Genomic DNA, 26,797 nt, shown 5'->3' with positions numbered 1-26,797 from the left:
AACAACAAAAACGAGAATGATGACCATGGACGTACACATCAAGCCGATTTCGCTCGGTACCCTGTTGCTTGTGATTTCTGCAAACCAGGCTCAGGCCCAATACCTGGAATCCGGCCAGCCCGGCAATCCTGCCAGTTGGCGCAGTGCCGAGTTCCTGCGCGACTGGGGCCTGCAACGCATGCAGGCCGATCAAGCCTACGCAGCCGGTATCACCGGCAAGGGCGTGAAGATCGGCGCGCTCGATTCCGGTTTCGATGCCGCCCACCCGGAATTCTCCGCCGACCGTTATCACCCGGTAACGGCCAGCGGCAGCTACGTCGATGGCTCAGCGTTCAACGTCGACGGCACGCTCAACCCGAACAATGATTCCCATGGCACCCACGTCGTCGGGACCATGGGCGCAACCCGTGACGGCAGCGGCATGCACGGCGTGGCGTACAACGCGCAGATCTACGTCGGCAACACCAACAAGAACGACAGTTTCCTCTTCGGTCCAAGCCCTGATCCGCGTTATTTCAAAGCGGTCTACGACAGCCTTGCCGACGCCGGCGTGCGGGCGATCAATAACAGTTGGGGCAGTCAGCCGCCGGATGTCAGCTATCGCACCCTGGCGGATCTGCACGCCGCCTACGCGCAGCACTGGAACAAGGGCACCTGGCTCGACGCCGCTGCCGACGTTTCGCGGCGCGGTGTGATCAATGTGTTCAGCGCCGGCAACAGCGGTTACCCGAACGCCAGCGTACGCTCGGCGCTGCCGTACTTTCAGCCGGATCTGGAAGGTCACTGGCTGGCGGTGTCCGGGCTCGATCAGAGCAATCAGCAGAAGTACAACCAGTGCGGCATCGCCAAATACTGGTGCATCACCACGCCGGGGGCGAAGATCGACAGCACCATTCCCGGCGGCGGTTATGCGATCAAGTCCGGCACCTCGATGGCGGCGCCGCACGCGACCGGCGCCTTGGCGCTGGTGATGGAACGCTATCCGTACATGAACAGCCAGCAGGCGCTCGAGGTGCTTCTGACCACCGCCACCCAGCTCGATGGCTCGATCACCGACGCACCGAACGAGCGCGTCGGTTGGGGCGTCGCCAACCTCGACCGGGCGATGCGCGGGCCGGGGCAATTGCTCGGTGCGTTCGATGCCAATCTGGGGGCAGGGCAGCGCGATGTCTGGAGCAACGACATCTCCGACAACGCGCTGCTCCAGCGCCAGCGCGAAGACGTCGCCGAGCACAGCGCCTGGCAGCAAACCCTGCAGGACAAAGGCTGGCAGAACGGTGTGCCGGCCGGCGCCAGTCAGCAGGACCAGACCGATTACGCCGTCGGCATGCTGCGTGATGCGGCAGCGGCGAACCGGGTGTACGAGGGCAGCCTGATCAAGTCCGGCGCCGGGCAATTGCTGCTCAGCGGCGCCAACACCTATCGCGGCCCGACCACGGTCAACGGCGGTCTGCTGACGGTCAACGGTTCGCTGACTTCAGCGGTCACCGTCAATAACAGCGGCACCCTCGGCGGCTCCGGACGCATAGGTGCGTTGACCGCCAACAGCGGCGGCCGGGTTGCACCGGGCAATTCCATCGGCACCTTGAACGTCGCCGGCGACGTGACACTCAACTCGGGCTCGACTTACGCCGTCGAGCTATCGCCCACCAGCAGCGACCGCATCGTTGCCGGCGGCACGGCAACCGTCAGCGGCGCCAGCGTCAGCCTGGCGCTGGAAAACAGCCCGACCTTGCTCAGCAGCGCCGAAGCGCAAAGCCTGCTCGGCCGCCAGTACAACATCCTGCAAGCGGCCGGAGGCATACAGGGACAGTTCAGCGAGGTACTGCCGAACTACCTGTTCATCGGCGGCGCCCTCGACTACGCCGCAACCGGCATTCAGCTGAATATCCAGCGCAACGCGACAAGCTTCGCCAGCGTCGGGCAAACGCCGAACCAGCGTTCGGTGGCCGCGGCAGTCGAAGGGCTGGGCGCTGGCAATTCGGTTTACGAAAGCGTGCTTCGTGCACCGACTCAAGCCTCGGCGCAGCAAGCCTTCCAGCAACTGAGCGGCGAGATTTATCCAGCGCTGGGGACAATGCTGATCAACGACAGCCGCCAGTTGCGTGATGCGGTTGGCGAGCGGCTGCACGATGAATCGGCGACTCGCAGCAACGGCTGGATCAAAGCCCTCGGCGCTTGGGGCAGCACCGATTCGGGCCACGACACGGCCGGCTACAACACCTCGATCGGCGGGCTGCTGGCGGGTGTCGACGGCGCGCTGGACGAGCAGACCCGCATCGGTCTGGTCACCGGCTACAGCGACAGCTCCTTGAGCATGGGCTCGGGCACGCATTCTTCGGCAGAAGTCGACAGCTATCACCTCGGTGCTTACGCCGGGCACGATCTGGGTGCCTGGCGCTTGAGCAGCGGTGCGGCGTACAGCTGGCATCGCGGCGATGTGAAGCGCGATCTGCAATACGACGAGGTCAGCGCCAAGCAGAAAGCCAAGCTTGATGCGACCACCACTCAGGTTTTCGCCGAAGCGGCGTATCGCTTGCAGCTGCAACCGTTGGCGCTGGAACCGTTCGCCAACCTGACCTACCTGCATCTGGACACCGAAGGCTTCACCGAAAAGGGCGATGCCGCTGCGCTGAAAAGCTCGGGCGATCAGCGCGATGTGGTGTTGAGCACCTTGGGCGTGCGGGCGAGCAAAACCTTCCACCTTTCCAGCCAGCAAGCGCTGGACGTCAGCGCCCGTCTCGGCTGGCAGCACAGCCTCAGCGATATCGAATCAGAGCAGCATTTGCGTTTTGCCAGCGGCGGCACGCCGTACTCAGTGGAGAGCTCGGCGCTGGTGCGTGATGCCGCGCTGCTCGGCGTGCAGGCCAGTCTGGCGTTGAGCAAGGACGTTCGGGTCAACCTCGATTACAACGGCCAACTGGCCAGCCGCGAGAAGCTGCATGGCGTAGGGCTGAGCCTGAACTGGCAGTTCTGATTACATGGGTTTGAGCCACTGTGGCGAGGGGATTTATCCCCGCTCGACTGCGCAGCAGTCGCAAAACCTGTGTTGATCGTTCCCACGCGCAGCAAAGGAATGCAGCCCGGGACGGTCTGCGTCCCATTGGAACGCGGAGCGTCCCTAGAGGCATTCCCACGCAGAGCGTGGGAACGATCAACGGCAGCACAGGCAACCGGATTTTTCGCAACATCACTAAGGAAGGTCGTGGATGGATAACAACAATACCCCCGCGCAAACGGGTGGCCGCTTTGCCCTGAAAACCCTGACAGTCGCCATGCTCTGTGCCAGTGCGATGGCGCAGGCAGCGCCTTACGTTGAGAACGGCCGCAGCGGCGATCCGTCGAGCTGGCGCAGCAATGAATTCAAGGCTGACTGGGGCCTGGGCGCGATCGGCGCGGATTATGCCTACGCCGCCGGCTACACCGGCAAAGGCGTGAAACTGGGCATCTTCGATCAGCCGGTCTACGCCGCGCATCCGGAGTTCTCTGGCAGTAACAAAGTCGTCACCCTGGTCACCAGCGGTATCCGCGAATACACCGACCCGTATATCCCGGTGAAAGCCGGCGATGCGTTCCGCTATGACGGTTCGCCCTCGGTCGGCTCCGACGGCAAGCTCGGCGCCCACGGCACCCACGTCGGCGGTATCGCGGCGGGCAGTCGCGACGGCGGGGTGATGCACGGCGTCGCGTTCGGGGCGCAGATCATCAGCGCCGACAACGGCGACCCGGGGCCTGAAGACGGCATCGTGCGTGGCAACGACGGCGCGGTGTACAAGGCCGGTTGGGATGCGCTGATCGCCAGCGGTGCGCGGATCATCAACAACAGCTGGGGCATCGGCATCACCGACCGCTTCGACCTCGGCGGCCGCGATCCGGCGTATCCGCACTTCACCGTCAACGACGCGCAGTTGCAGTTCAACGAAATCCGCACGCTGCTCGGCACCAAACCCGGCGGCGCCTACGACGGCGCGATTGCCGCCGCACGCAGCGGCATCGTCACCATTTTCGCCGCCGGCAACGACTACAACCTGAACAACCCGGATGCCATTGCCGGCCTCGGCTACTTCGTTCCGGACATCGCGCCGAACTGGATCACCGTCGCCGCATTGCAGCAGAACCCGGACACCGCCAGCGCCAATCCGTACGTGATCAGCACGTTCTCCTCGCGTTGCGGCTACACCGCGAGTTACTGCGTGTCGGCGCCAGGCACCAAGATCTACAGCTCGATCATCGAAGGCACCAACGCCGACAACTTGACCACCGGCTACAAGAATTACAACGGCACCTCGATGGCCGCGCCGCACGTGGCCGGTTCCATCGCGGTGTTGATGGAGCGCTTCCCGTATATGTCCGGCGATCAGGTCGCCAGCGTGTTGCGCACCACTGCGACCGACCTCGGCGCACCGGGCATCGACGCCTTGTACGGCTGGGGCATGATCACCCTGCGCAAGGCCATCGACGGCCCGGCGATGTTCGCCACCGAGCAGGACATTCCCGCGGAATTCCGCGTGCAGGGCGCTTACGGCTCCGGCCAGTTCGTTGCTGACTTGCCGGGCATCGGCGCGATCATCGACCAGGGCAAACCGACCGAGCGGGTGTGCAGCGACATCACGTGCGGCCTCGACACCTGGCGCAACGACATCGGCGGCCACGGCGGTCTGACCAAGCAAGGCATCGGCACCTTGGTGCTGACCGGCAACAGCACTTACAGCGGCCCGACCCTGGTCAACCAGGGCCGTCTGGCCATCAACGGTTCGCTGCAATCGGCGGTCACCGTCAACAACGGCGGCATCCTCGGCGGCAATGGCCGCATTGGCGCACTGGCTGTGAGCAGCGGCGGTACGGTGGCACCGGGCAATTCCATTGGCACCCTGAATGTGGCGGGGGACGTGACCTTCGCGCCGGGCTCAACCTACGCTGTAGAGCTGTCGCCAACCAGCAGCGATCAGATCGTCGCTGGCGGCAAAGCCGTCATCGACGGCGCCACGGTGAGCCTGTCGCTGGAAAACAGCCCGACCCTGCTCAGCACCGGCGAAGTGCAAAGCCTGCTCGGCACCCGCTACAACATTCTGCAAGCGGCGGGTGGCATTGAGGGGCGCTTCGGGCAGGTCTTGCCGAATTACGCCTTCCTTGGCGGCACTCTGGATTACTCGGCGGGCGGCATTCAGCTGGCGGTCGGGCGCAATGAGGCATCGTTCGCCAGCGTCGGCCTGACGCCGAACCAGCGCGCCGTCGGTGCGGCGGCCGAGCGTTTGGGTGCGGGCAATGCGCTGTTCGAAACCCTGTTGCTGTCGCCCAACGCGGCGTCGGCGCAGCAGGCCTTTCAACAGCTGTCCGGCGAGATTCACCCGGCCATCGGCACGCTGCTGATCAACGACAGCCGCTACCTGCGCGAAGCCGCCGACGAGCGCCTGCGTGAGCGTGATCTGTTCAATGCCGATGCGCCGACTGATGAGCGCAGCAACGTCTGGGTCAAGGTGCTGGGATCGTGGGGTGAAAGCGATGGCGGCCATGACAATGCCGATTCCAATAGCTCCATCGGCGGGCTGCTGGCTGGCGTCGACGGGCTGATCGCTGAAGATACCCGTCTCGGTTTCGTCACCGGTTACAGCGACAGCTCGTTGAGCATGGGCAGCGGCACGCATTCCCAGGCGTCGGTCGAGAGCTACCACTTGGGTGCGTATCTGGGCCATGAAATCGACGCGTTGCGCCTGACCGTCGGCGGCGCCTACAGCTGGCATCGCATCGACGTCAAACGTGATCTGCAGTTCGGCGACGTCAGCGGCAAACAGAAAACCAAGCGTGACGCGACAACCGCGCAACTGTTCACCGAGGCCGCTTACGACCTGGGCCTGCAACCGATGAACCTGGAGCCGTTCGCCAATCTGTCCTACGTGCACCTCAACACCGACAGCTTCACCGAGAAGGGTGACGCTGCCGCGCTCAAAGGTGGTGAAGACACCCGCGACGTGGTGCTGTCGACCCTCGGCGTGCGCGCCAAGCGCAGCTTCGCCTTGTCGGATAAGCATCAGCTGGAACTCGGCGCCAGCCTCGGCTGGCAACACAACCTGAGCAGCGTCGATGCCGACAGCCATCTGGCCTTCGCCAACGGCAACAGCGCGTTCACCGTGCAGAGCGTGTCGATGGATCGTGACGCTGCCGTGGTCGGCGTGCGCGCCGGGCTGGCGCTCAATCGCGACGTGCGGGTCAACCTCGACTACAACGGCCTGATCGGCTCGAACGAGAAGGATCACGGCGTCGGTCTGACGCTCGACTGGCAGTTCTGAGGCGTAACCGGCAGCGCCTCGCGGGCTGCCGGTTTTTCAAGAAAAGGAGCGCTGCACATGGGATTGTTCGAGTACAAAAATCCAAATGTGCAGAAGATCCAAATGTGGGAGCGAGCCTGCTCGCGAAAGCGCTGGTTCAGGCGATTGTGATGTTGCATGTGCTGCCGCCTTCGCGAGCAGGCTCGCTCCCACAGGTACGGCGTACACATGATCGTTCCCACGCTCTGCGTGGGAATGCAGCCGGGGACGCTCTGCGTCCCACAAGATCGCAGCCTTCGGCAGTTCCTGCAGAGGATGTGCAAGATGTAATGAATGCTCCAGAGCCCCGCGCTCTGGCTGTGAGCTATCTCTGACAATTCCAACAACAAGAGAGGCAATGGCAATGGGTGTATACGACTACAAGAACTTCGGCACAGCCGATTCCGCGGCGCTGTTCAGCGATGCCATGGCGATCACGCTGTATTCCTATCACAACCTCGATAACGGTTTCGCCGCTGGCTACCAGCACAACGGCTTCGGCCTCGGTCTGCCGGCGACGCTGGTTACCGCGCTGATTGGCGGCACCGATTCGCAAGGGGTGATCCCCGGTATCCCGTGGAATCCCGATTCGGAAAAACTCGCCCTCGAGGCCCTGCAAAAGGCCGGCTGGACGCCGATCAGCGCCGCGCAATTGGGCTACGACGGCAAGACCGATGCACGCGGGACGTTCTTCGGCGAGAAGGCCGGCTACACCAGCGCGCAAGTGGAAATCCTCGGCAAGTACGACGCTCAGGGTCACCTCACTGAACTGGGCATCGCTTTTCGCGGCACCAGCGGCCCGCGCGAAATCCTCATCGGTGATTCGATTGGCGACGTGATCAACGATCTGCTCGCCGCGTTCGGCCCGGCCGATTACGCAAAAAACTATGTCGGCGAAGCCTTCGGCAATCTGCTCAACGATGTCGTCGCATTCGCCCGGGCCAACGGCCTCAGCGGCAAGGACGTGCTGGTCAGCGGTCATAGCCTGGGCGGCCTGGCGGTGAACAGCATGGCTGACTTGAGCGCTGGCAAGTGGGGCGGTTTCTTCGCCGACTCCAACTACATCGCCTACGCCTCGCCGACGCAAAGCAGCGGCGACAAGGTGCTGAATATCGGCTACGAAAACGACCCGGTGTTTCGGGCCCTCGACGGTTCGACCTTCAGCAGCGCTTCGGTGGGCGTGCACGACGCGCCGCATGCCTCGACCACCGACAACATCGTCAGCTTCAACGACCACTACGCCTCGAACGCCTGGAACGTGCTGCCGTATTCGATCCTGAATATCCCGACGTGGATTTCGCACCTGCCCACTGGCTACGGCGACGGCATGACCCGAGTGCTGGAGTCGAAGTTCTACGACCTGACCAGCCGCGGCTCGACGATCATCGTCGCCAACCTGTCCGACCCGGCGCGGGCCAACACGTGGGTGCAGGACCTCAACCGCAATGCCGAACCCCACAAGGGCAGCACGTTCATCATCGGCAGTGACGGCAACGACCTGATCCAGGGCGGCAGCGGTAACGACTATCTGGAGGGGCGCGCCGGCAATGACAGCTTCCGCGACAGCGGCGGCTACAACGTCATTCTGGGTGGGCAGGGCAGCAACACCCTCGACTTGCAGCAGACGGTGAAGCACTTCGATTTCGCCAACGACGGCGCTGGCAACCTGTACATCCGCGATGCCAACGGCGGGATCAGCATCACCCGTGACATTGGCAGCATCGTAACCAAAGAACCGGGGTTCCTCTGGGGCGTGTTCAAGGACGACGTGCTGCACAGCGTCACGGCCACGGGGTTGAAAGTCGGCAGTAACCTCACCGCTTATGAATCAAGTATTAGAGGAACGGGCGGCGCTGACATGCTCAAGGCGCATACCGGCGGCGATTGGCTGTTTGGCCTTGAGGGCAACGATCATTTTCTCGGCGGTGCGGGCAATGACGTATTTGTCGGTGGTGCGGGCAATGACCTGCTGGAATCGGGCGGCGGGGCGGATACGTTTTTGTTCAATGGCGCGTTTGGCCAGGACCGTGTGGTTGGCTACACGGCCGATGACAAACTGGTGTTTCTTGGCGTGCAGGGGGTGTTGCCGGGGGATGATTTCCGTGCCCATGCATCGGCGGTCGGGCAGGATACTGTGCTGACGTTTGGTGGGGATTCGGTGACGTTGGTGGGGGTGGCGCTGGGGAGTTTGAGTGCCGACGGGGTTGTTATAGCCTGATGTTGGTGCGGGGCCTGTGCCGGCCCCTTCGCGAGCAGGCTCGCTCCCACAGGGGATTGTGAACGACGTAGATCCCGTGTGGGAGCGAGCCTGCTCGCGAAAAACGATCATTCAGGCCAAGTCAGTCTTCCTTGCGCACGGTCGCGACTTCATCGGCGCGAACCTTGACCTTGGCCCCGGAAATATCTTCGAACTCATAGAAACCATCTTCGGTCTCGGTCTTCGGCATGTCCTCGGTCAGGTACTGGGTGCCGTTCTGCAACGTCACCACGGTCTGGGTCGAACAGCCGCCCAGCGCCAACAGGGCTGCGACCGCTACAGGAATGCCCAGCATCTTGATTTTCATACCCACCTCTGACTCCTTGCTTGAATGTGATTGCGGGCATTGTCGGCCCTGTAACGCGGTTGGTGCCAGCAGCGGCGGAAAAGTTCGATGGCGGCGCGAAAAAATGCCATTGATCTTTTTCCGTTTGCGCCGGGCGGGGCTGAGCTGTTATCTGTACGCATAACCAGTGTTCGCTTGCCGTGGCTTTGAATTCCCGTGACCTCCAACCCTTTAGACGATCCGTTCTATTACCTTAATAACTTCCGGCAAGTGCTTGATTGGCTTGGGCTTCGCTATGCCGATGTGATGAGCGCAAGCGAACACGGCTTCATCCGCGACTTCAATACGCTGCCGCAAGCCTCGCAGGGATTGCTGGTGCGCATGGTCATGCGCAAGGGCATTCACTTTCGCGCAAGCAAACTCAATTATCTGGAAATCGGCGACATTGCCGAGGCGGCGCGGCCGTTGCTCGATCACGGCTGGCTCGATGAACACGCGGATTTGACACTGGCAGAACTGTTCGACGTCTTGCTCAAGGCCGAGCTCTTGCAAGCGTTCGGCGCCTTTATCGAACAGCCGAAAGGGCGCAAGGACGAGTGGCTGCCGGTGCTGGCCGAACAGTTCAGCGAGGCGCAGACCCTGCGTGTCTGGGCGCCGCAACTGGCTGAGCGGCTGTTCAGCCTGACCCTGATGGACCTGTGCGATCGCCTGCGCCTGATGTTCTTCGGCAATCTGTATCAGGACTGGTCGGAGTTCGTGCTGGCCGACCTGGGTATCTTCACCTATGAAAAAGTCGAGTTTTGCGCCGATTCCCGAGGCCTGCGCAGCCGCGAAGACGTCGACGCCTGCCTGTTCCTGCATCAGTGCCAGTTGCGCTTCGAGGCCGGCGAACCGCTGGAAGAGATCGTCGAACAGATCAACGCCGTGCAATTCGACAACCCGTGGCTGCGCCGCCGGCAAGCCAAGGCGTTGTTCCAGATCGGCCAGTACGCCGAGCGCATCGGCGACTTTGCGCTGGCTTTGAGTGTTTACCGCGACTGCGTCTACCCGGGCGCACGACTGCGGATGATCCGTGTGCTCGAACGCTGCGGCGAATATGCATTGGCGCTGGAACTCGGCACGCTGGCCGAACAGGCGCCGCAAAGCGCGGCCGAGCAGCAAGGTCTGCAGCGCATCGTCCCACGTCTGCGGCGCAAGCTCGGTGGCCCGCCGCTCAAGCGCGTCAAGGCCAGAGAGGTCGAGCGTCTGGACTTGCACCTGCCGCGCACCGATCCGGCGCGGTCAGTGGAATTTCATGTACAAGCGCACCTGCATGACGAAGACGGCCCGGTGCATTACGTCGAAAACAGCCTGATCAACTCGCTGTTCGGGCTGTTGTGCTGGCCGGCAATCTTCGCGCCGTTGCCGGGTGCGTTTTTCCACCCGTTCCAGCGCGGTCCTGTGGATCTGCTCAGCGAAGACTTTCTCGAACGCCGCACTGAACTGTTCCAGGCCTGCCTGGGCGAACTCGATGACGGTCGCTACGCCGAGACCATCCGCCAGCGCTTCGTCGAAAAGTGGGGCATTCAGTCGCCGTTCGTGTTCTGGGGCGCGCTCAATGAAGACCTGCTCGAGCAGGCGCTGGCCTGTCTGCCCGCCGAACACCTGAAACACTGGTTCTACCGCCTGTTGCTCGATATCAAGGCCAACCGTGCCGGCATGCCGGACCTGATCCAGTTCTGGCCGCAGCACAAGACCTACCGCATGATAGAAGTCAAAGGCCCCGGCGACCGCTTGCAGGACAATCAGCTGCGCTGGCTGGAGTTCTGCCACGAGCATCAAATGCCGGTGGCCGTGTGTTACGTGCAATGGGCGGAGCAGAGCGCTTGAGTTACAGCGTTGCCGTGCGTGCACTGTGCGAGTTCACCGCCAAGACCGGCGACCTCGACCTGCGCTTCACCCCGTCACCGACCGCGCTGGAAGGCATCGTCGGCCATCGCACCGTGGCCTCGCGGCGCAGCGAGCAGTACCAGAGCGAAGTGGCGCTGCAAGGCGAATTCGGCGAACTGAAGGTCAAGGGCAGGGCGGATGGCTACGATCCGGCGCAAAACTGCCTGGAAGAAGTCAAAACCTATCGCGGCGACCTGAGCAAGCAACCGGCCAATCACCGCCAGTTGCACTGGGCGCAGGCGAAAATCTACGGCTGGCTGATGTGCCAGAAACTGCAATTGCAGCAGATCAATCTGGCGCTGGTGTATTTCGACGTCGTCAGCGAAAAGGAAACCTGCCTGGTCGAATCCCATAGCGCCGAGTCGCTCCAGGTTTTTTTTGCGCAGCAGTGCGCTTTGTTCCTGCAATGGGCCGAGCAGGAAATGGCCCATCGCGAAGCGCGCAATCTGGCCGCGCAGCAACTGGCGTTCCCGCACGCGGATTTTCGTCCCGGCCAACGGCATCTGGCCGAATCAGTGTTCAAAGCCGTCAGCACCGGCCGCTGCCTCATGGCCCAGGCGCCGACCGGCATCGGCAAAACCCTTGGCACGCTGTTTCCGATGCTCAAGGCCTTGGCGCCGCAGCAACTGGACAAGGTGTTCTTTCTCACCGCCAAGACTCCCGGACGCAAGCTGGCGCTGGATGCCAGCCAGGTGTTGTTCAGGCAAGCGCCGGACTTGCCGCTGCGGGTGATGGAAATGGTTGCTCGCGACAAGGCCTGCGAACATCCGGACAAGGCCTGCCATGGCGAATCCTGCCCGCTGGCCCAGGGTTTTTATGATCGCTTGCCGGCCGCCCGCGAAGCCGCCAGCCGCATCAACCTGCTCGATCAGGCGGCGATGCGTGAAGTCGCCGCGCAGCACAGCGTGTGCCCGTACTACCTGAGTCAGGAAATGGCTCGCTGGGCGGATGTGGTGGTTGCCGACTACAACTATTACTTCGACTTCAGCGCGCTGCTGTTCGGTCTGGCCCAGCTCAATCAGTGGAAAGTCGCGGTGCTCGCCGACGAGGCGCACAACCTGGTCGAGCGCGGCCGGCAGATGTACAGCGCCAGCCTCGACCAGTTCACCCTCGCCAGCGTGCGCAAAATCGCGCCCGCCGCGCTGAAGAATGCGCTGCAACGGGTCAACCGAGAATGGAACGCGCTGCATGCGCCGCAACTGGCGGCGTATCAGGCCTACGACAAGGCGCCGGACAAGCTCCTGCAAGCCATCTCGCTGTGTTGCTCGGCCATTGGCGATTACCTCAACGAACATCCGCAAGGCCTCGACAGCGGCCTGCAGAATTTCTATTTCGACTTGCTGCAATTCGCCCGGGTCGCCGAGCTGTACGACGAGCATTACCTGTTCGATATCAGCAAACGCGACCTCGACCGCAAGCGTCCACTGTCGCAACTTTGCCTGCGCAACGTGGTGCCGGCCGCGTTCATCGGCCCGCGCCTGAGCGCGGCGCGCAGCAGCGTGCTGTTCTCGGCCACGCTGAGCCCGCGCAACTATTACGCCGACCTGCTCGGCACGCCCGCCGATACGGTGTGCATCGACGTTGAATCGCCGTTCAGCGCCGAGCAATTGCAGGTGCACATCGTCAGCCAGATTTCCACGCGTTTTAACCATCGCCAGGCCTCGCTGGAGCCCATCGTCGAACTGATCGCGCGCCAGTTCAGCGAGCGCCCGGGCAACTATCTGGCGTTCTTCAGCAGCTTTGATTACCTGCAACAGGTCGCGACCTTATTGGCCGAGCGCCATCCGCACATCACCCAGTGGCTGCAATCGCGGGGCATGGCCGAGGGCGCGCGGCAGGCGTTTCTCGACCAGTTCAGCGCCGACAGCCAGGGTGTGGGGTTTGCGGTGTTGGGCGGCGCGTTTGGCGAGGGCATCGATTTGCCCGGCGCGCGGCTGATCGGCGCGTTCATCGCCACGCTGGGGCTGGCGCAGCTCAACCCGGTCAACGAGCAGATGAAGCGGCGCATGGCGGCGATTTTTGGCGCCGGCTACGACTACACCTATTTGTACCCGGGCATGCAAAAAGTCGTACAAGCCGCCGGGCGGGTGATCCGCACCCGTGAGGATCGCGGCACGGTCATGCTCATTGATGACCGCTTTGCCGAAAGCCGCATCCAGCAACTGCTGCCACGCTGGTGGGCGATCAAAAGCGAACCGGCGCTTTTCAAATCGACGGATTCACGCATACTTCAGCCCATGACAGTGGCTGGTGAGTGTGATGAGTGAGAACAACAGAACCACAGCGATCGAAGACAGCCGTTTCCGGCTGCTGATCGACGCGGTTGTCGACTATGCGATCTACATGATCGACCCCGACGGTACCATCACCAGTTGGAACTCCGGCGCCAAACGTTTCAAAGGTTATGAAGAAGCGGAAATCATCGGCGAGCACTTCTCGCGCTTCTATACCCCTGAAGACCGCGCCAACGGCATGCCGCAACGGGCGCTCGACACGGCGATCCGTGAAGGTCGCTTCGAAGGCGAGGGCTGGCGCGTGCGCAAGGACGGCACGCACTTCTGGTCGCACGTGGTGATCGACCCGATCATCGACCCCAACGGCGAGTTGCTCGGTTTCGCCAAGATCACCCGCGACCTCACCGACCGCAAAATGGCCGAGGAAACCCTCAAGCAAAGCGAACAGCAGTTCCGCCTGCTGGTGCAGGGCGTCACCGACTACGCGATCTACATGCTCAGCCCCGAAGGCTGCGTCAGCAACTGGAACCAGGGCGCGCAGCGCATCAAGGGTTACCTGCCGGAAGAGATCATCGGCCAGCATTTTTCGATTTTCTACACCCCCGAAGACCGTGAACTCGGCGAGCCGCAGCGTTCGCTGGAGATTGCCACCCGCGAAGGTCGCTTTGAGAACCGCAGCTGGCGGATGCGCAAGGACGGCACGCGCTTTCTTGCCCACGTAGTGGTCGATGCGATTCGCGGCGACACCGGCGCGTTGCTCGGCTTCGCCAAGATCACCCGCGATGTCACCGAGGCCCACGAAGCGCAGCAGGCTCTGGAAAAGACCCGCGAGGCGTTGTTCCAGGCGCAGAAGATGCAGGCGATCGGCCAACTTAGCGGCGGTATCGCCCATGACTTCAACAACCTGCTGACGGTGATTCTCGGCAACCTCGAGATCGTGCAGAAACGCATCGGCGACGCGCCGAAAATCGCTCGACTGCTGGAGAACGCCACCCAAGGCGCCTTGCGCGGTGTGTCGCTGACCCAGCGCATGCTGGCCTTCGCCCGGCGTCAGGAACTGAAGACCGAATCGGTGGATATCCCGCAACTGGTGCAAGGCATCACCGGGTTGCTGCGCAGTTCGCTCGGACCGGGCATTCGCATCGAAACGCGCTTTGCCGACGACCTGCAGCCAGTGCTGGCCGATAGCAATCAGCTGGAACTGGCGATCCTCAATCTCGCCACCAATGCCCGCGATGCCATGCCCGACGGCGGCACGGTGATCATTCAGGCGCAAGCCGAAGTGGTGCTGGAACAAACTCATTCGACCCTGGCGGCGGGGCGTTACGTATGCCTGAGCCTGATCGACAGCGGCGAAGGCATGGACGAAGCCACGCTGGCCTGTGCCCGTGATCCGTTCTTCACCACCAAAGGCCTGGGCAAAGGCACCGGGCTGGGCTTGTCGATGGTGCACGGCTTCATCGAGCAGTTGGGCGGGCGCTTTATTCTCAAGAGCGAGAAGGGCCAGGGCACGGCAGCCGAGTTGTGGATTCCGGTAGCGCTTGAGCGTCCGGCCAGTCGCCCGGCGTACAGCGACGCCGCGCCCATTGCGGTGCCGAGGCTCAGCGTGCTGGTGGTCGATGACGATTCGCTGGTGCTGACCAGCACCAGCCTGCTGCTGGAAGACCTCGGCCACCGCGTCATCGGCGCGAACTCCGGCGCCCAGGCGCTGGCGCTGTTCGATCAGGGCGAAGTGATCGATCTGGTGATAACCGACATGGCCATGCCGCACATGAGTGGCGCGCAACTGGCCCACGCCGTGCGCCTGCTCAAACCGGATCTGCCGATCATTCTCGCCACCGGTTACGCCGAACGCCTGGAAGGCTTCGCCGCCGAACTGCCGCGCCTGCCGAAACCGTTCACCCAATTGAATCTGGTGCAGATCATCGCTCAATCGATGAAGTGACGCGCTGGTCGATCCGGCTGAACTAGTGCTGACGCGTGCCTTTCCAAAAGTCTTGTTCACTTTCGGAGGGCGCGTCTCTTGTCTCGAATATTGACCCAGCCAAGCGCTGTAGAAGAAGCCTTGGCCGAACACGACGCCAAGATGTTTGGCTCACCCAAGGAGCGCCTGGATTTCTATCGCCGGGAAATCCAGTACGAAACCAGCATCCTCGCCAACCGCACCGACGCCTACCTGGCGGCGCAGTCGTTTCTGGTGATCGCATTTGCCTCGTGCATGGCTAACCTCAATCCGGAGTGGGGCAAGATGTTCACCCTCGTCGTGCCGCCGTTTCTCGCGCTGCTCGGGGTGCTCAGTTCATTGAATGCCTGGCCGGGGATTCGCGCTGCATACGACATCATCGATCATTGGCACTTCAAACAGAGCCAGTTACTGCACAGCGAGCCGGTAATGGGCGCGGCGTATGACGAGTCGCCACTGTTCAGTGAGATGGAATCGAGCCACAAGGGTTATCGCAAGTCGCTGCTGTTCTCGGTGCGCACGCCTTGGATTTTTGCCACGTTCTGGGTGATGTTGGGGGTGTATGCGGTGTTTATTCAGGTGACCAATCCTTGAGGTGGATTGGTCAGGGGGCAGGGGACAGGCGCTGGATTTTGTGGTGTCTGTGAGATCTTACCCTCACCCCAGCCCTCCCGAAACGTCGGACCGCCCCCAAGGGGGCGAGGGGGAAAGGGAGCCGATCTTCATGCTTTTCAAAATCTACATTCGGCGCGGTATGCCAGGTCGGTGTAGCACGTGAGAACACCTCGGTCAGTCCCCTCTCCCTCCGGGAGAGGGCTAGGGTGAGGGGCTTTTGACTTTTATTACGCAGTTTCCAGCTCACGCCGCGCAGTTACAGCATTCTGCACCGCCGCCGGAATCGGCGGAAAATCCTCATTCAGCACACACAGATGGTCAATCGCATCTTCAAATTTCGCATCGGCTTTCTTGCGCAGTGCCCGGTATTGCTCAAAGCGTTCGAAGTCGGTCGGCGTCTGTTCCAGCAGCGCGTTGGCCGCTCGGTTCAGTTCGTGGGCTTCTTCGAACAGTTGACGATTGCGTTCCAGAGCCAGTGCTCTGCAAGCCTTGATTTGCGCAGGAGTCGAGCATTCGTTCATGACCGTGACCTTGTTTGTGTCGGGGTTCCGTTTAATAGGCTGTTCACCGCAGGGGAACCGAACCTGCCGGGCCGCGCTGGATGATTGGCGCGGTTAAAGTTGTGACCCTTGGGTCGCGCCCGGCGATCCATTTTTTTGCAGAAAAATCTTCGATGATTTCCAGCCAAGCGCAGCGGTCAACGAATCAGATTTTTCGTTGCTTCAGGCTTTCATAGCGCGCCAGCATCGGTTGTGTGCTGATGCCATGCAGCAGAATGCTCAGTGCCACCACCGACAAAGTGATATCGGTACAGACCTTGGCCACATCGGAATCGAGGCCATGGTTCAGGGCGAAGAACAGATAGAACAGGCTGCCGATGCCACGAATGCCAAACCAGCCGATCAACAAACGCTGCGGCCCGCTGAGCAGATTGCCCCACGGCATCAGCGCCACGCTCAGGGGACGAATCAGACAGAACAGCACGGCGCCGATCCACAATGCTCGCCAGTCCCAATGCGCTATCAGGACGACGCCAAGCAGGGTTACCAGAAATACTTCCATCGCCCGTTCGACCAGACTGCCGAATGCGAGCATGTCACCCATCATGACTCCTGCCGCGACCTGGCTGTCTTCCAGTTGCTCGGTGTCGCCATGCACAGCGTTTTCAGGTTCGATGTTCTGATGGCCGACCACCGGCTGCACCAGGTGCTCGGCAGGCACTTGGGTAATGCCGGTGGATTTGACTTCCTCTTGGCGCAGACCAAGGCCGGCGGCGAACACCGCGAGAAAGCCGTAGCCGCCAATCGCATCTGCCACCACGTAGGACAGCGCGATCAGCGCGAGAGTGAGGTAATCGTTGGGGCCGAGGGTGCTGTCCTCGTTGTGAATGCGTAGCGACAGGGCGATCCGGCCGATGCCGCGCCCCATCCAGTAACCGGTGAGCAGCCCGGCCGGCACCGCCCACAACAGACTGCGAATCACCCAGTGCTGCCACTCGCCGGCGCTACCGTCACCGTGCAGCAACAGCAAACCGAGAATCACGAAAGGGAAGGCCACGCCGTCGTTGAGCCCGGCTTCACCGGAGAGGCCGAAGCGCACGCGGTCGATGTCCTGCGCATCATTGACCTGCACCAGCGCGGCCAGCACCGGGTCGGTCGGCGCCAGCATCGCGCCGATCAGCAGCGAAGGCCCCCACGCCAGTTGCAGGCCCCAGTGCAGCAGCAGACACACGCCGATGATGGTCAGGATCATCACCGGCCCCGCCAGCCCAAAAGCAATGCGCCAGGTCTTGTTGCCCAGCGGCAGGCGCAACTTCAAACCGCAGACAAACAAAGAAAACAGCACCGCGACTTCAGTCAGGTGCTCCATCCACAACGATGATTCTTCCAACGACAGTTTCAGCAGATCGAGGCCGCTGGGGCCGATGGCGATGCCCAGCAGCAGGCACACCGCCGAGGTGGTGACCGGCATCCAGCGCAACCATGACGACGTCAGGGCCAGCGTCAGCAGCACGGCGCCGAGCACCGCGACCCATACGCCAAAACTCATGACCGCTCACTGCTGCGGATTTTCAAGGACAGGCGCACCGGGTCAGCTCACGGTCGTGCGCAGGTACTCGGGGATGAGCACGTTGAACCACAGTAGAATCATCGATACCAGCATGGTCACCAGCACCAGCAGGCCAACGCCCCACACGCACGCCGAATACAGCAGGCCTTGTTCCTTGCGCTCATGCATGAAGGTCGGCAAGCCGACGAACAGCAGAAACGTCGAATAGATCGATGCCGCGCCGAGCACCAGAATTGCTAGCCAGCGGCTCGGGTACAGCCCGGCAATGCCGGCGAGGAAAAATGGCGTCACCGTGTAGGCGGCAAACCCGATGCATTGATTGAGCGTTGGCCGCGCATCAAATGACCGCGACATCCAGCGAATGACCCCGCCCATGACCGCAACACCCGCGACGATCGTCAGGTACAGCAGCACGCTCAATTGCAAGGCGCTGGCCGTGCTCAATCGCACGTTTTCACCCACGGCGAGGCTCCAGCCGACCTGGGTGGTGCCGATGAACAGGCACACGGCTGGAATCAGCGCGAGCAGCAGAAGATGCGCGATGTAGTGGCGGGGATGGGTTTCCTCTTCGCGGCGGATATCGGTCCAGGCGAAGTTGGGTTGGGTGAAGAGTCTGACGAGGGGGGCGGACATGACAACCTCCTGTTCCTGTTGGCCCGTAGGCGCTTACAGGTATGGAGAGATGCCATGCCGCTCGGGTTCAGTTTTTCTGCTGCACGGTTACAGCATCGGTTTGCCGCCGGTCACGCCGTAGCGCTGGCCTGTGATATAGCTGGCTTCGTCGGAGGCCAGCAGCACGTAAATCGGCGCGACTTCCACCGGTTGGCCGGGACGGCCGAGCGGGGTGCTGCCGCCGAAGTTCTGCACTTCTTCATCGGGCATGGTCGAGACGATCAGCGGCGTCCATATCGGGCCAGGGGCGACGCTGTTGACGCGAATTTCCTTCGGCCCGAGCATCTGCGCCAGACCACCGGTGAAGTTGGCGATTGCGCCTTTGGTGGTGGCGTAGGCCAGCAAGGTCGGCTTGGGCATGTCCGAGTTGACCGAGCTGGTGTTGATGATCGACGAGCCGGGGCGCATGTGTTTGATCGCCGCCTGACAGATCCTGAACATCGCAGTGATATTCACATCGAAGGTCATCACCCATTCGTCATCGGGAATTTCTTCGAAGTTTTCGTGGGTCATCTGGAACGCGGCGTTATTGACCAGAATGTCGATGCGGCCAAAGCGCTCGACGGTCTTGTCGACCAGCGCTTGGCACTGCGCTTTCTCGGCGATATCGCCCGGCAGCAGGATGCACTGACGCCCGGCCTGCTCGACCCAGCGTGCGGTTTCCTTGGCATCTTCATGTTCATTCAAGTACGCCACGGCGACGTCGGCGCCTTCACGGGCGAAGGCAATCGCCACTGCGCGACCGATGCCGCTGTCGGCACCGGTGATCAGCGCGATCTTACCGGCGAGGCGGCCGGAACCGACGTAACTTTGCTCGCCGCAGTCTGGATACGGCTCCATCTTGCGTTGCGAGCCGGGAACCGGTTGGGCTTGTTTCGGGAAGGGTGGTTTTGGATAGTCAGTCATCGCAGGGTCTCCTGATTTCAAGGCCAGTGTTTCGGGTTGACCCGGTGGGTTTGCCTTGAGTTCGATCGGATTTGCGCTGGATTGACAGACTGAATGGAACAACTGTGGGAGCTGGCTTGCCAGCGATTGCGGTGCCACAGACAACATCTATGTTGCATGTGAGCCCGTCATCGCTGGCAAGCCAGCTCCCACAAGGGCATGTTGTTCTCAGGCGTTGCGGCTGGCCAGCGCCCGCTCCATCCGCGCAATCCCTTCTTCCAGCAATGCCCTCGGGCAACCGAAGTTCAAGCGCACGAACTGCTGATGCCGGTCACCAAAATCGAGCCCGGCACTCAGCCCGACCTTGCCCTTTTCGAGGAAGAACCGCTGCGGATCCGGCAGGTCCAGCGCCGTGCAATCGAGCCACGCCAGATACGTGCCCTGCGGCACATTGATGGTCACGCCCGGCAGGCGCGTGCGCACCGCGTCTACCAGCCAGTCGCGGTTGGCCTGCAGGTAGATTTTCAATTCCGCGAGCCACGGCGCGGCTTCGCTGTAGGCGACGCGGGTGGCTTCCATGCCCAGCGGGTTGACGCTGTCGACCATGCCGCAGCGGGCGTGGTTGACGCCTTCGCGCAGGGCGGCGTCCTGGATGATCATGAACGAGGTCTTCAGACCGGCGATATTGTAGGCCTTGCTCGCCGACATCAGGGTGATCGTGCGTTTCGATATTTCCGGGCTCAGCGATGCGGTGGGAATGTGCACGCGGCCGTCTAAGCACAGTTCGGCGTGAATCTCGTCGGAGATGATCCACGCGTCCTGCGCTGCGCAGATATCCGCGACTGCCTGCAATTCTTCGCGGGCGAAGACCTTGCCGATCGGGTTGTGCGGGTTGCTCAACAGCAGGGCGCCGCCGCCTTTCAGCGACTCGCGCAGTGCGTCCAGTGGCGTGGCGTAGGTGCCATCGGCCTGGGCGTTGAATTCCAGCTCGACCTTGTTCAGGCCCCAATGCCCTGGTGCATGGCGCAGCGGCGGGTAGTTCGGCACTTGCACGACGACATTCTGCTGCGCCTGGACCAAAGCCTTGAGCGCCATGTTGAAGCCCGATTCCACGCCCGGCAGGAAAATCAGCTCCTGCGGTTTGACCTGCCATGAATACTTGTTCCACAGGTCGGCGACGATGGCTTCACGCAGGTTGTCCTGGGCCACGCTGTAACCGAGCAGCGGGTGCAGCAGGCGCTGTTGCAAGGCTTCGATGATGACCGGCGGCGCGGCGAAATCCATGTCAGCGACCCACATCGGCAACACATCGGCCGGGTAGCGGCTCCACTTGGTGCTGCCAGTGTGGTGGCGGTCGAACAACTGATCAAAATCGAAAGTCATGCGCGGTCTCGTCAAGGCGGAGTTGGTTCTGCCGGACATTCTATGCGCAACGCCATCTGTGTGGGAGCGAGCCTGCTCGCGAATACGTCGGGTCAGGCAGCATCGAGTTGAATGTCCCAGCGCTTTCGCGAGCAGGCTCGCTCCCATAGGGGGGTGGGTGTATTGGCTGGAAATCCGGGCCAGACACCCGACGGTCGGTTTTCACACAATCGGCAAGGTCTTTGTCTACAGTGAAAAAGTCGGCGCCAAGGCGTCGCAACCGTGATTGTCCAGATAAAGCCCGGCGCAAGTACCGGGTTCCACCTGATCAGGAGTGCACGATGGATCTCAGCCGTCGTCAGTTCTTCAAGGTCGCCGGTATCGGCCTTGCAGGCTCAAGCCTGGGCGCGTTGGGCATGGCCCCGACGGCGGCCTTCGCCGAGCAGGTGCGTCACTTCAAGCTCGCCCACACCCGTGAAACCCGCAACACCTGCCCGTATTGCTCGGTCGGTTGCGGTTTGATCATGTACAGCCAGGGCGATGCCGGCAAGAACGTGGCGCAAAACATCATTCATATCGAAGGCGATTCCGATCACCCGGTCAATCGCGGCACGCTGTGCCCGAAAGGCGCCGGCCTGCTCGACTTCATTCACAGCCCAGGCCGCTTGCAGTACCCGCAGGTGCGCAAGCCCGGCAGCAATGAATGGACGCGCATCGGCTGGGACGAAGCCCTCGATCGCATCGCCGACCTGATGAAGGCCGACCGCGACGCCAACTTCATCGAGAAAAATGCCAACGGGCAAACGGTGAATCGCTGGCTGACCACCGGTTTTCTCGCGGCATCGGCGGCATCCAACGAAGCCGGATACATCACTCAGAAGGTGATTCGCAGCCTCGGTCTGCTGGGGTTCGATAATCAGGCGCGTGTCTGACACGGCCCGACGGTGGCAAGTCTTGCCCCGACGTACGGCCGTGGTGCCATGACCAATACCTGGACCGATATCGCCAACGCGAATCTGATCCTGGTAATGGGCGGCAACGCAGCAGAAGCGCATCCGTGCGGCTTCAAATGGGTGACCGAGGCCAAGGCGCATAACGCTGCGCGGCTGATCGTGGTCGATCCGCGTTTTACCCGGACCGCTTCGGTGGCCGACTATTACGCGCCGATCCGCACCGGCACCGACATCGCCTTCATGGGCGGGCTGATCAATTACCTGCTGACCGAGGACAAGATCCAGCACGAATACGTGCGCAACTACACCGACGTGTCGTTCATCGTCAAAGCCGGTTATGGCTTCGAAGACGGCCTGTTCAGCGGCTATGACGCGGAAAAACGCAGCTATACCGACAAGTCCGGCTGGGGTTACGAATTCGCCGAGGATGGTTTCGTCCGCGTCGACCCGACCCTGCAAGACCCGCGCTGCGTTTATCAACTGATGAAGCAGCATTACAGCCGCTACAACATCGACCTGGCCAGCCAGATCTGCGGCATGCCGGTCGATGCCATGCAGAAAATCTGGGAGGAGATCGCCACCTGCTCGACACCGGGCAAGACCATGACGATTCTCTACGCGCTTGGCTGGACGCAGCACTCGATCGGCGCGCAGATCATTCGCAGCGCGGCGATGGTGCAATTGCTGCTGGGCAATGTCGGCATGCCCGGCGGTGGCGTCAATGCGCTGCGCGGGCACTCGAACATCCAGGGTCTGACCGACCTTGGCCTGCTGTCCAACGCCTTGCCCGGCTATCTCACGCTGCCCAGCGACAGCGAGCAGGATTACGGCCAGTTCATCTTCAAACGCACGCAGGTGCCGCTCAGACCGGGGCAGCTTTCGTACTGGCAGAACTACAGCAAATTCCACGTCAGCCTGATGAAATCCTGGTACGGCGCCAACGCCACCGCCGAGAACAACTGGCTGTTCGACCATTTGCCGAAGCTCGACATCCCCAACTACGACGTGCTGAAGATGTTCGACCTGATGAGCCAGGGCAAGGTCAACGGCTACTTCTGCCAAGGCTTCAATCCGATCGCTGCGTTGCCGGACAAGAACCGCGTGATGGGCGCATTGGCCAAGCTCAAGTGGCTGGTGGTGATGGACCCGCTTGCCACCGAAACCTCGGAGTTCTGGCAGAACGTCGGACCGTACAACGATGTGAAAACCGCCGAAATCCAGACCGAAGTCATTCGCCTGCCGACCACCTGTTTTGCCGAGGAAGACGGCTCGCTGGTCAACAGCAGCCGCTGGCTGCAATGGCACTGGAAAGGCGCCGATGGCCCCGGTGAAGCGCAGACCGACATTCGCATCATGAGCGAACTGTTCCTGCGTCTGCGCCAGCGTTATCAGACCGAGGGTGGCAAGTTTCCTGATCCGCTGCTGAAACTGTCGTGGCCTTACAAGATCCCCGACGAGCCATCGCCGGAAGAACTGGCGCGGGAAATCAACGGCACCGCTGTCAACGATTTCACCGATGCCAGCGGTGTCACGGTCAAGGCCGGCACGCAACTGGCCGGTTTCGGTTTGCTCAAGGATGACGGCAGCACCGCGTCCGGTTGCTGGATTTTCGCCGGCAGCTGGACCGAGGCCGGTAACCAGATGGCCCGGCGCGATAACGCCGACCCGTTCGGCATGCACCAGCATCAGGGCTGGGCCTGGGCGTGGCCGGCCAATCGGCGAATTCTCTACAACCGCGCTTCGGCGGACCCGGCGGGCAAACCGTGGGATCCGAAAAAGCGGCTGGTGTGGTGGAACGGCAAGACCTGGACCGGCACCGATGTGCCGGACTACAAGGCCGACGTGCCGCCGGAAGCCGGGATGAACCCATTCATCATGAACCCCGAAGGCGTCGCGCGGTTCTTCGCCGTCGACAAGATGAACGAAGGCCCATTCCCTGAGCACTACGAGCCGTTCGAAACGCCGATCGGCATCAACCCGCTGCACCCGCAGAACAAGAAGGCCACCAGTAACCCGGCGGCGCGGATCTTCGATTCGGTCTGGGAAACCCTCGGCGAAGCCAAGGACTTCCCGTACGCCGGCACTAGCTACCGGCTTACCGAGCATTTCCACTTCTGGAGCAAGCACTGCAAGTTGAACGCGATCGCTCAGCCCGAGCAATTCGTCGAAATCGGCGAGGTGCTGGCGAACGAGAAGGGCATCGCTGCCGGTGATCGCGTGCGGGTCAGCTGCAAGCGCGGGTTTATCGAGGCGGTGGCGGTAGTGACGAAAAGGATCCGGCCGCTGCAGGTCAACGGCCAGGTCGTGCATCAGATCGGCATCCCGCTGCACTGGGGTTTCACCGGCCTGACGCGCCACGGTTACCTGACCAACACCCTGGTGCCGTTCCTCGGCGATGGCAACACTCAGACCCCGGAATCCAAGTCATTCCTGGTCAACGTGGAGAAACTGTAAATGGCCAGCCAAGACATCATTGCCCGCTCGGCCACCACCACTGTGCCGCCGTCGGTGAGGACTCAGCAGGGCGTTGCCAAGCTGATCGACACGACCAAGTGCATCGGTTGCAAGGCCTGCCAGGTCGCCTGCTCGGAATGGAACGAGCTGCGCGATGAGGTCGGCCACAACCACGGCACCTACGACAATCCGCAGGACCTGACGGCGGATTCGTGGACGCTGATGCGCTTCACCGAGCACGAAACCGACGCCGGCAACCTCGAATGGCTGATCCGCAAGGACGGCTGCATGCACTGCGCCGAACCCGGTTGCCTGGCCGCGTGCCCGAGCCCCGGGGCGATCATTCAGCATGCCAACGGCATCGTCGATTTCGATCAGGACCACTGCATTGGTTGTGGCTATTGCATCACCGGTTGCCCGTTTAACATCCCGCGCATTTCGCAGAAGGATCACAAGGCCTACAAATGCACGCTGTGTTCCGATCGGGTCGCGGTAGGGCTGGAGCCGGCCTGCGTGAAAACCTGCCCGACCGGCGCGATCGTCTTCGGCACCAAGGAAGACATGAAGGAACACGCCGCTGAACGCATCGTCGACCTGAAAAGCCGTGGCTTTGAAAACGCTGGTTTGTACGACCCGGCAGGCGTTGGTGGCACCCACGTGATGTACGTGCTGCACCACGCCGACACGCCAAAAATCTACGCCGGCTTGCCGGATCACCCGGCCATCAGTCCGCTGGTGGGTTTGTGGAAAGGCATCAGCAAACCCCTCGGCTTGTTGGCGATGGGTGCGGCGGTGCTGGCCGGGTTCTTCCACTACGTGCGCATCGGCCCGAATCGTGTCGAGGAGGATGAAGTTCCGCCAGCGCCCGACACCTCGGTGCACGTGATCGACCCGGCGGTGCACACCTTCGATCCACGCGGGGAGGAGCGGCCATGAGCAACAAGACGATCCTGCGTTACAGCGCCAACCAGCGGACCAATCACTGGCTGGTGGCGATCCTGTTTTTCATGGCCGGGTTGTCCGGGCTGGCGTTGTTTCATCCGTCGCTGTTCTGGTTGAGTAACCTGTTTGGCGGCGGCACTTGGACGCGGATCCTGCACCCGTACATGGGCATCGCCATGTTCGTGCTGTTCCTCGGCCTGGTGTTCAGCTTCTGGCGCACCAACTTCTTCATCGCCAATGACCGCCAGTGGCTACGGCGGATCAATCGGGTGATGGTCAACGACGAGGAAAGCGTGCCGCCGGTGGGCAAATACAACGCCGGGCAGAAGTTGCTGTTCTGGACTTTACTGCTGTGCATGCTCGCGTTGCTGTTCACCGGGCTGGTGATCTGGCGCGCGTGGTTCAGCGCGTATTTCGGCATCACCACGATCCGCTGGGCCATGCTGTTGCATGCACTGGCCGGGTTCGTGCTGGTGCTGAGCATCATCGTGCACATCTACGCCGGTTTGTGGATCAAGGGTTCGGTCGACGCCATGCTGCATGGCTGGGTCAGCCGGCCGTGGGCGAAGAAACACCATGCACTGTGGTACCGCGAGGTGACCCGCGACGAACAGCCTCGGGACGTGCCCGAGCGACCGCTGACGAAAAAGGGCTGACTTTTGCCAAGCATTCTTGAACCTGGGGAAATCGAGGCCGCGGCCAGTTCGCCGCCGTTTCTGTATCTGCCGCCGCGTGACCTGTTTGCCCTGCGTGCAGAGCGGCTTGAGCGTCTGGCCGAGGGCAATGGGTTGGCGGATTATCTGCGGCTGATGGCCGGATTGTGCCGGGCGCAGCAGCAGGTCTTCGCCGATCCGCCGCTCACCGCGCCGTTTGACGCGCAGCGTTTCGAAGCCTGTCAGCAGCACGGTCTGCCGCCGTTCGCCGCAGACACCTTGGTGCGCGAGGATGCCTGGCAGCCGTGGCTCGACGCTTTGCTGCAGCGCTATGCGCCAGCGGATCAACCTGCGGTGATCGACGCGCTGGACACGCTGCGCACCGCCAGTCCCGGCCAGTTGCGGGCGTGGGCGGTGGCGTTGGTCAGCGGTCAGTATTCGCTGGTGCCGGCGGCGCTGGTGCCGTTTCTTGGCGCCGCCCTCCAAACCGCCTGGAGCCACTGGCTGCTCAGCGTGCCGCAACTGCAACTCAAGCCCGGCGACAGCCTCAGCCAATGCCCGGCCTGTGGTTCACCGGCCATGGCCGGGGTGATTCGCCATCGCGGCAAGCACAACGGTTTGCGCTATCTGGTGTGTTCGCTGTGCGCCTGCGAATGGCATGTGGTGCGGGTCAAGTGCGTGTATTGCGAACAGAGCAAGGGCCTCGAGTACCTGAGCCAGGAAGACGACCGGCACAGCGCCGAACAGGCCCCGCTGCGCGCCGAAGTCTGCCCCAGCTGCAACAGCTACCTGAAATTGCTCTACCTGGAGAACGACGCCGAAGCCGAAGCGTTGTCGGCGGATCTCGGCAGTTTGCTGCTGGACATGCGTCTGGCCCAGGACGGCTATCAGCGTCTGGCCCCCAATCTGCTGCTGGCGCCGGGAGACGACTGACCGGAGCAAAATTGTGGGAGAGGGGTGTGCTCCCACAGGTTTTTGTGGTGACCAACAATGTTCATTCCACCCCGAATCCCTGTGGGAGCTGGCTTGCCAGCGATTCGGTCGGCACATCCACCACCTTCTTTGACGGACCCACCGCAATCGCTGGCAAGCCAGCTCCCACAGATTTGTGTGCCGACTCACAAAGCCCGGTCAGCCCCGGATTTCTCAGTGGGAGCGAGCCTGCTCGCGAAGGCGTCAGGTCAGCCACATCCACATTGACTGACACACCGCATTCG

General features: G+C 62.1%; 17 protein-coding genes. 11 read left to right on the top strand and 6 right to left on the bottom strand.

What is annotated here, in order from left to right; translation table 11 throughout:
- The first annotated feature begins 25 nt into the window (after positions 1-25).
- From OC605_RS10575 to OC605_RS10565, 3 genes are all read left to right on the top strand, one after another.
- Positions 26-2,977 (top strand): autotransporter serine protease, encoded by a 2,952-nt coding sequence (locus OC605_RS10575; RefSeq protein WP_262136961.1) that lies wholly within the window; start codon positions 26-28, stop codon positions 2,975-2,977.
- 232 nt (positions 2,978-3,209) lie between these two features.
- Positions 3,210-6,287: an autotransporter serine protease gene (locus OC605_RS10570; protein WP_262136959.1), complete on the top strand. Its 3,078-nt coding sequence runs from the start codon at positions 3,210-3,212 to the stop codon at positions 6,285-6,287.
- A gap of 382 nt (positions 6,288-6,669) precedes the next feature.
- Entirely contained in the window at positions 6,670-8,523 is a 1,854-nt protein-coding gene (locus OC605_RS10565) for a polyurethanase (RefSeq protein ID WP_262137234.1), read from the top strand.
- 121 nt (positions 8,524-8,644) lie between these two features.
- Here the strand turns inward: OC605_RS10565 and OC605_RS10560 are convergent, their stop codons facing one another.
- Positions 8,645-8,869 (bottom strand): YgdI/YgdR family lipoprotein, encoded by a 225-nt coding sequence (locus tag OC605_RS10560; RefSeq protein ID WP_016774830.1) that lies wholly within the window; start codon positions 8,867-8,869, stop codon positions 8,645-8,647.
- A gap of 195 nt (positions 8,870-9,064) precedes the next feature.
- Here OC605_RS10560 and OC605_RS10555 point away from each other — a divergent pair, with 195 nt between their 5' ends.
- The 4 genes from OC605_RS10555 to OC605_RS10540 all read left to right on the top strand — a co-directional run bounded on the left by OC605_RS10555 (position 9,065) and on the right by OC605_RS10540 (position 15,568).
- Complete coding sequence (locus tag OC605_RS10555; RefSeq protein ID WP_262136957.1) at positions 9,065-10,717, top strand: VRR-NUC domain-containing protein; 1,653 nt, start codon at positions 9,065-9,067, stop codon at positions 10,715-10,717.
- Positions 10,714-13,044: an ATP-dependent DNA helicase gene (locus OC605_RS10550; protein WP_262136956.1), complete on the top strand. Its 2,331-nt coding sequence runs from the start codon at positions 10,714-10,716 to the stop codon at positions 13,042-13,044. Before OC605_RS10555 ends, OC605_RS10550 begins: the two co-directional genes overlap by 4 nt.
- Positions 13,037-14,956, top strand: a complete 1,920-nt coding sequence (locus OC605_RS10545; RefSeq protein WP_262136955.1) for a PAS domain-containing sensor histidine kinase — start codon at positions 13,037-13,039, stop codon at positions 14,954-14,956. Before OC605_RS10550 ends, OC605_RS10545 begins: the two co-directional genes overlap by 8 nt.
- A 78-nt stretch (positions 14,957-15,034) precedes the next feature.
- The gene (locus OC605_RS10540) at positions 15,035-15,568 is read left to right on the top strand and encodes a hypothetical protein (RefSeq protein WP_016774826.1); all 534 of its coding nucleotides are present in this window, start codon (positions 15,035-15,037) and stop codon (positions 15,566-15,568) included.
- A gap of 248 nt (positions 15,569-15,816) precedes the next feature.
- Here OC605_RS10540 and OC605_RS10535 read toward each other — a convergent pair whose 3' ends face one another.
- The 5 genes from OC605_RS10535 to OC605_RS10515 form a co-directional block, all read right to left on the bottom strand.
- Positions 15,817-16,110: a hypothetical protein gene (locus OC605_RS10535; protein ID WP_016774825.1), complete on the bottom strand. Its 294-nt coding sequence runs from the start codon at positions 16,108-16,110 to the stop codon at positions 15,817-15,819.
- Positions 16,111-16,294: 184 nt separating this feature from the next.
- On the bottom strand, positions 16,295-17,638 hold the full coding sequence (locus OC605_RS10530; protein ID WP_262136952.1) for a cation:proton antiporter: 1,344 nt from the start codon (positions 17,636-17,638) through the stop codon (positions 16,295-16,297).
- Between the two features lie 42 nt (positions 17,639-17,680).
- On the bottom strand, positions 17,681-18,292 hold the full coding sequence (locus OC605_RS10525; protein WP_262136950.1) for a Yip1 family protein: 612 nt from the start codon (positions 18,290-18,292) through the stop codon (positions 17,681-17,683).
- A gap of 87 nt (positions 18,293-18,379) precedes the next feature.
- Positions 18,380-19,237, bottom strand: a complete 858-nt coding sequence (locus OC605_RS10520; RefSeq protein WP_016774822.1) for a glucose 1-dehydrogenase — start codon at positions 19,235-19,237, stop codon at positions 18,380-18,382.
- A gap of 207 nt (positions 19,238-19,444) precedes the next feature.
- Complete coding sequence (locus OC605_RS10515) at positions 19,445-20,599, bottom strand: MalY/PatB family protein (RefSeq protein WP_262136948.1); 1,155 nt, start codon at positions 20,597-20,599, stop codon at positions 19,445-19,447.
- Positions 20,600-20,919: 320 nt separating this feature from the next.
- On the opposite strand from OC605_RS10515, the gene fdnG reads away from it, so the two are divergent.
- Genes fdnG through fdhE form a run of 4 tightly spaced genes read left to right on the top strand, consistent with a single transcriptional unit; the run spans position 20,920 to position 26,513 of the window.
- Positions 20,920-23,985, top strand: coding sequence for a formate dehydrogenase-N subunit alpha (gene fdnG / locus OC605_RS10510; RefSeq protein WP_262136946.1), 3,066 nt, complete (start codon positions 20,920-20,922; stop codon positions 23,983-23,985).
- Entirely contained in the window at positions 23,986-24,921 is a 936-nt protein-coding gene (gene fdxH / locus OC605_RS10505) for a formate dehydrogenase subunit beta (protein ID WP_137213660.1), read from the top strand.
- Positions 24,918-25,583: a formate dehydrogenase subunit gamma gene (locus OC605_RS10500; RefSeq protein WP_122706304.1), complete on the top strand. Its 666-nt coding sequence runs from the start codon at positions 24,918-24,920 to the stop codon at positions 25,581-25,583. Before fdxH ends, OC605_RS10500 begins: the two co-directional genes overlap by 4 nt.
- 3 nt (positions 25,584-25,586) lie before the next feature.
- Positions 25,587-26,513 (top strand): formate dehydrogenase accessory protein FdhE, encoded by a 927-nt coding sequence (fdhE, locus tag OC605_RS10495; RefSeq protein WP_262136941.1) that lies wholly within the window; start codon positions 25,587-25,589, stop codon positions 26,511-26,513.
- The last annotated feature ends 284 nt before the right edge of the window (positions 26,514-26,797 follow it).

The sequence above is a fragment of the Pseudomonas sp. Marseille-Q5117 genome, from assembly GCF_946901175.1.
Classification (GTDB): Bacteria; Pseudomonadota; Gammaproteobacteria; order Pseudomonadales; family Pseudomonadaceae; genus Aquipseudomonas; species Aquipseudomonas iranensis.
This window is presented reverse-complemented; position numbering and strand designations above follow the sequence as displayed.

Bases quoted from the DNA above. Each gene is read 5' to 3' on its own strand.
- OC605_RS10565 (WP_262137234.1), top strand. From the start codon at position 6,670: ATGGGTGTATACGACTACAAGAACTTCGGCACAGCCGATTCCGCGGCG.
- fdxH (WP_137213660.1), top strand. From the start codon at position 23,986: ATGGCCAGCCAAGACATCATTGCCCGCTCGGCCACCACCACTGTGCCG.
- OC605_RS10545 (WP_262136955.1), top strand. From the start codon at position 13,037: ATGAGTGAGAACAACAGAACCACAGCGATCGAAGACAGCCGTTTCCGG.
- OC605_RS10525 (WP_262136950.1), bottom strand. From the start codon at position 18,292: ATGTCCGCCCCCCTCGTCAGACTCTTCACCCAACCCAACTTCGCCTGG.
- OC605_RS10570 (WP_262136959.1), top strand. From the start codon at position 3,210: ATGGATAACAACAATACCCCCGCGCAAACGGGTGGCCGCTTTGCCCTG.
- OC605_RS10535 (WP_016774825.1), bottom strand. From the start codon at position 16,110: ATGAACGAATGCTCGACTCCTGCGCAAATCAAGGCTTGCAGAGCACTG.
- OC605_RS10560 (WP_016774830.1), bottom strand. From the start codon at position 8,869: ATGAAAATCAAGATGCTGGGCATTCCTGTAGCGGTCGCAGCCCTGTTG.
- OC605_RS10515 (WP_262136948.1), bottom strand. From the start codon at position 20,599: ATGACTTTCGATTTTGATCAGTTGTTCGACCGCCACCACACTGGCAGC.
- OC605_RS10500 (WP_122706304.1), top strand. From the start codon at position 24,918: ATGAGCAACAAGACGATCCTGCGTTACAGCGCCAACCAGCGGACCAAT.
- OC605_RS10530 (WP_262136952.1), bottom strand. From the start codon at position 17,638: ATGAGTTTTGGCGTATGGGTCGCGGTGCTCGGCGCCGTGCTGCTGACG.
- OC605_RS10575 (WP_262136961.1), top strand. From the start codon at position 26: ATGGACGTACACATCAAGCCGATTTCGCTCGGTACCCTGTTGCTTGTG.
- OC605_RS10520 (WP_016774822.1), bottom strand. From the start codon at position 19,237: ATGACTGACTATCCAAAACCACCCTTCCCGAAACAAGCCCAACCGGTT.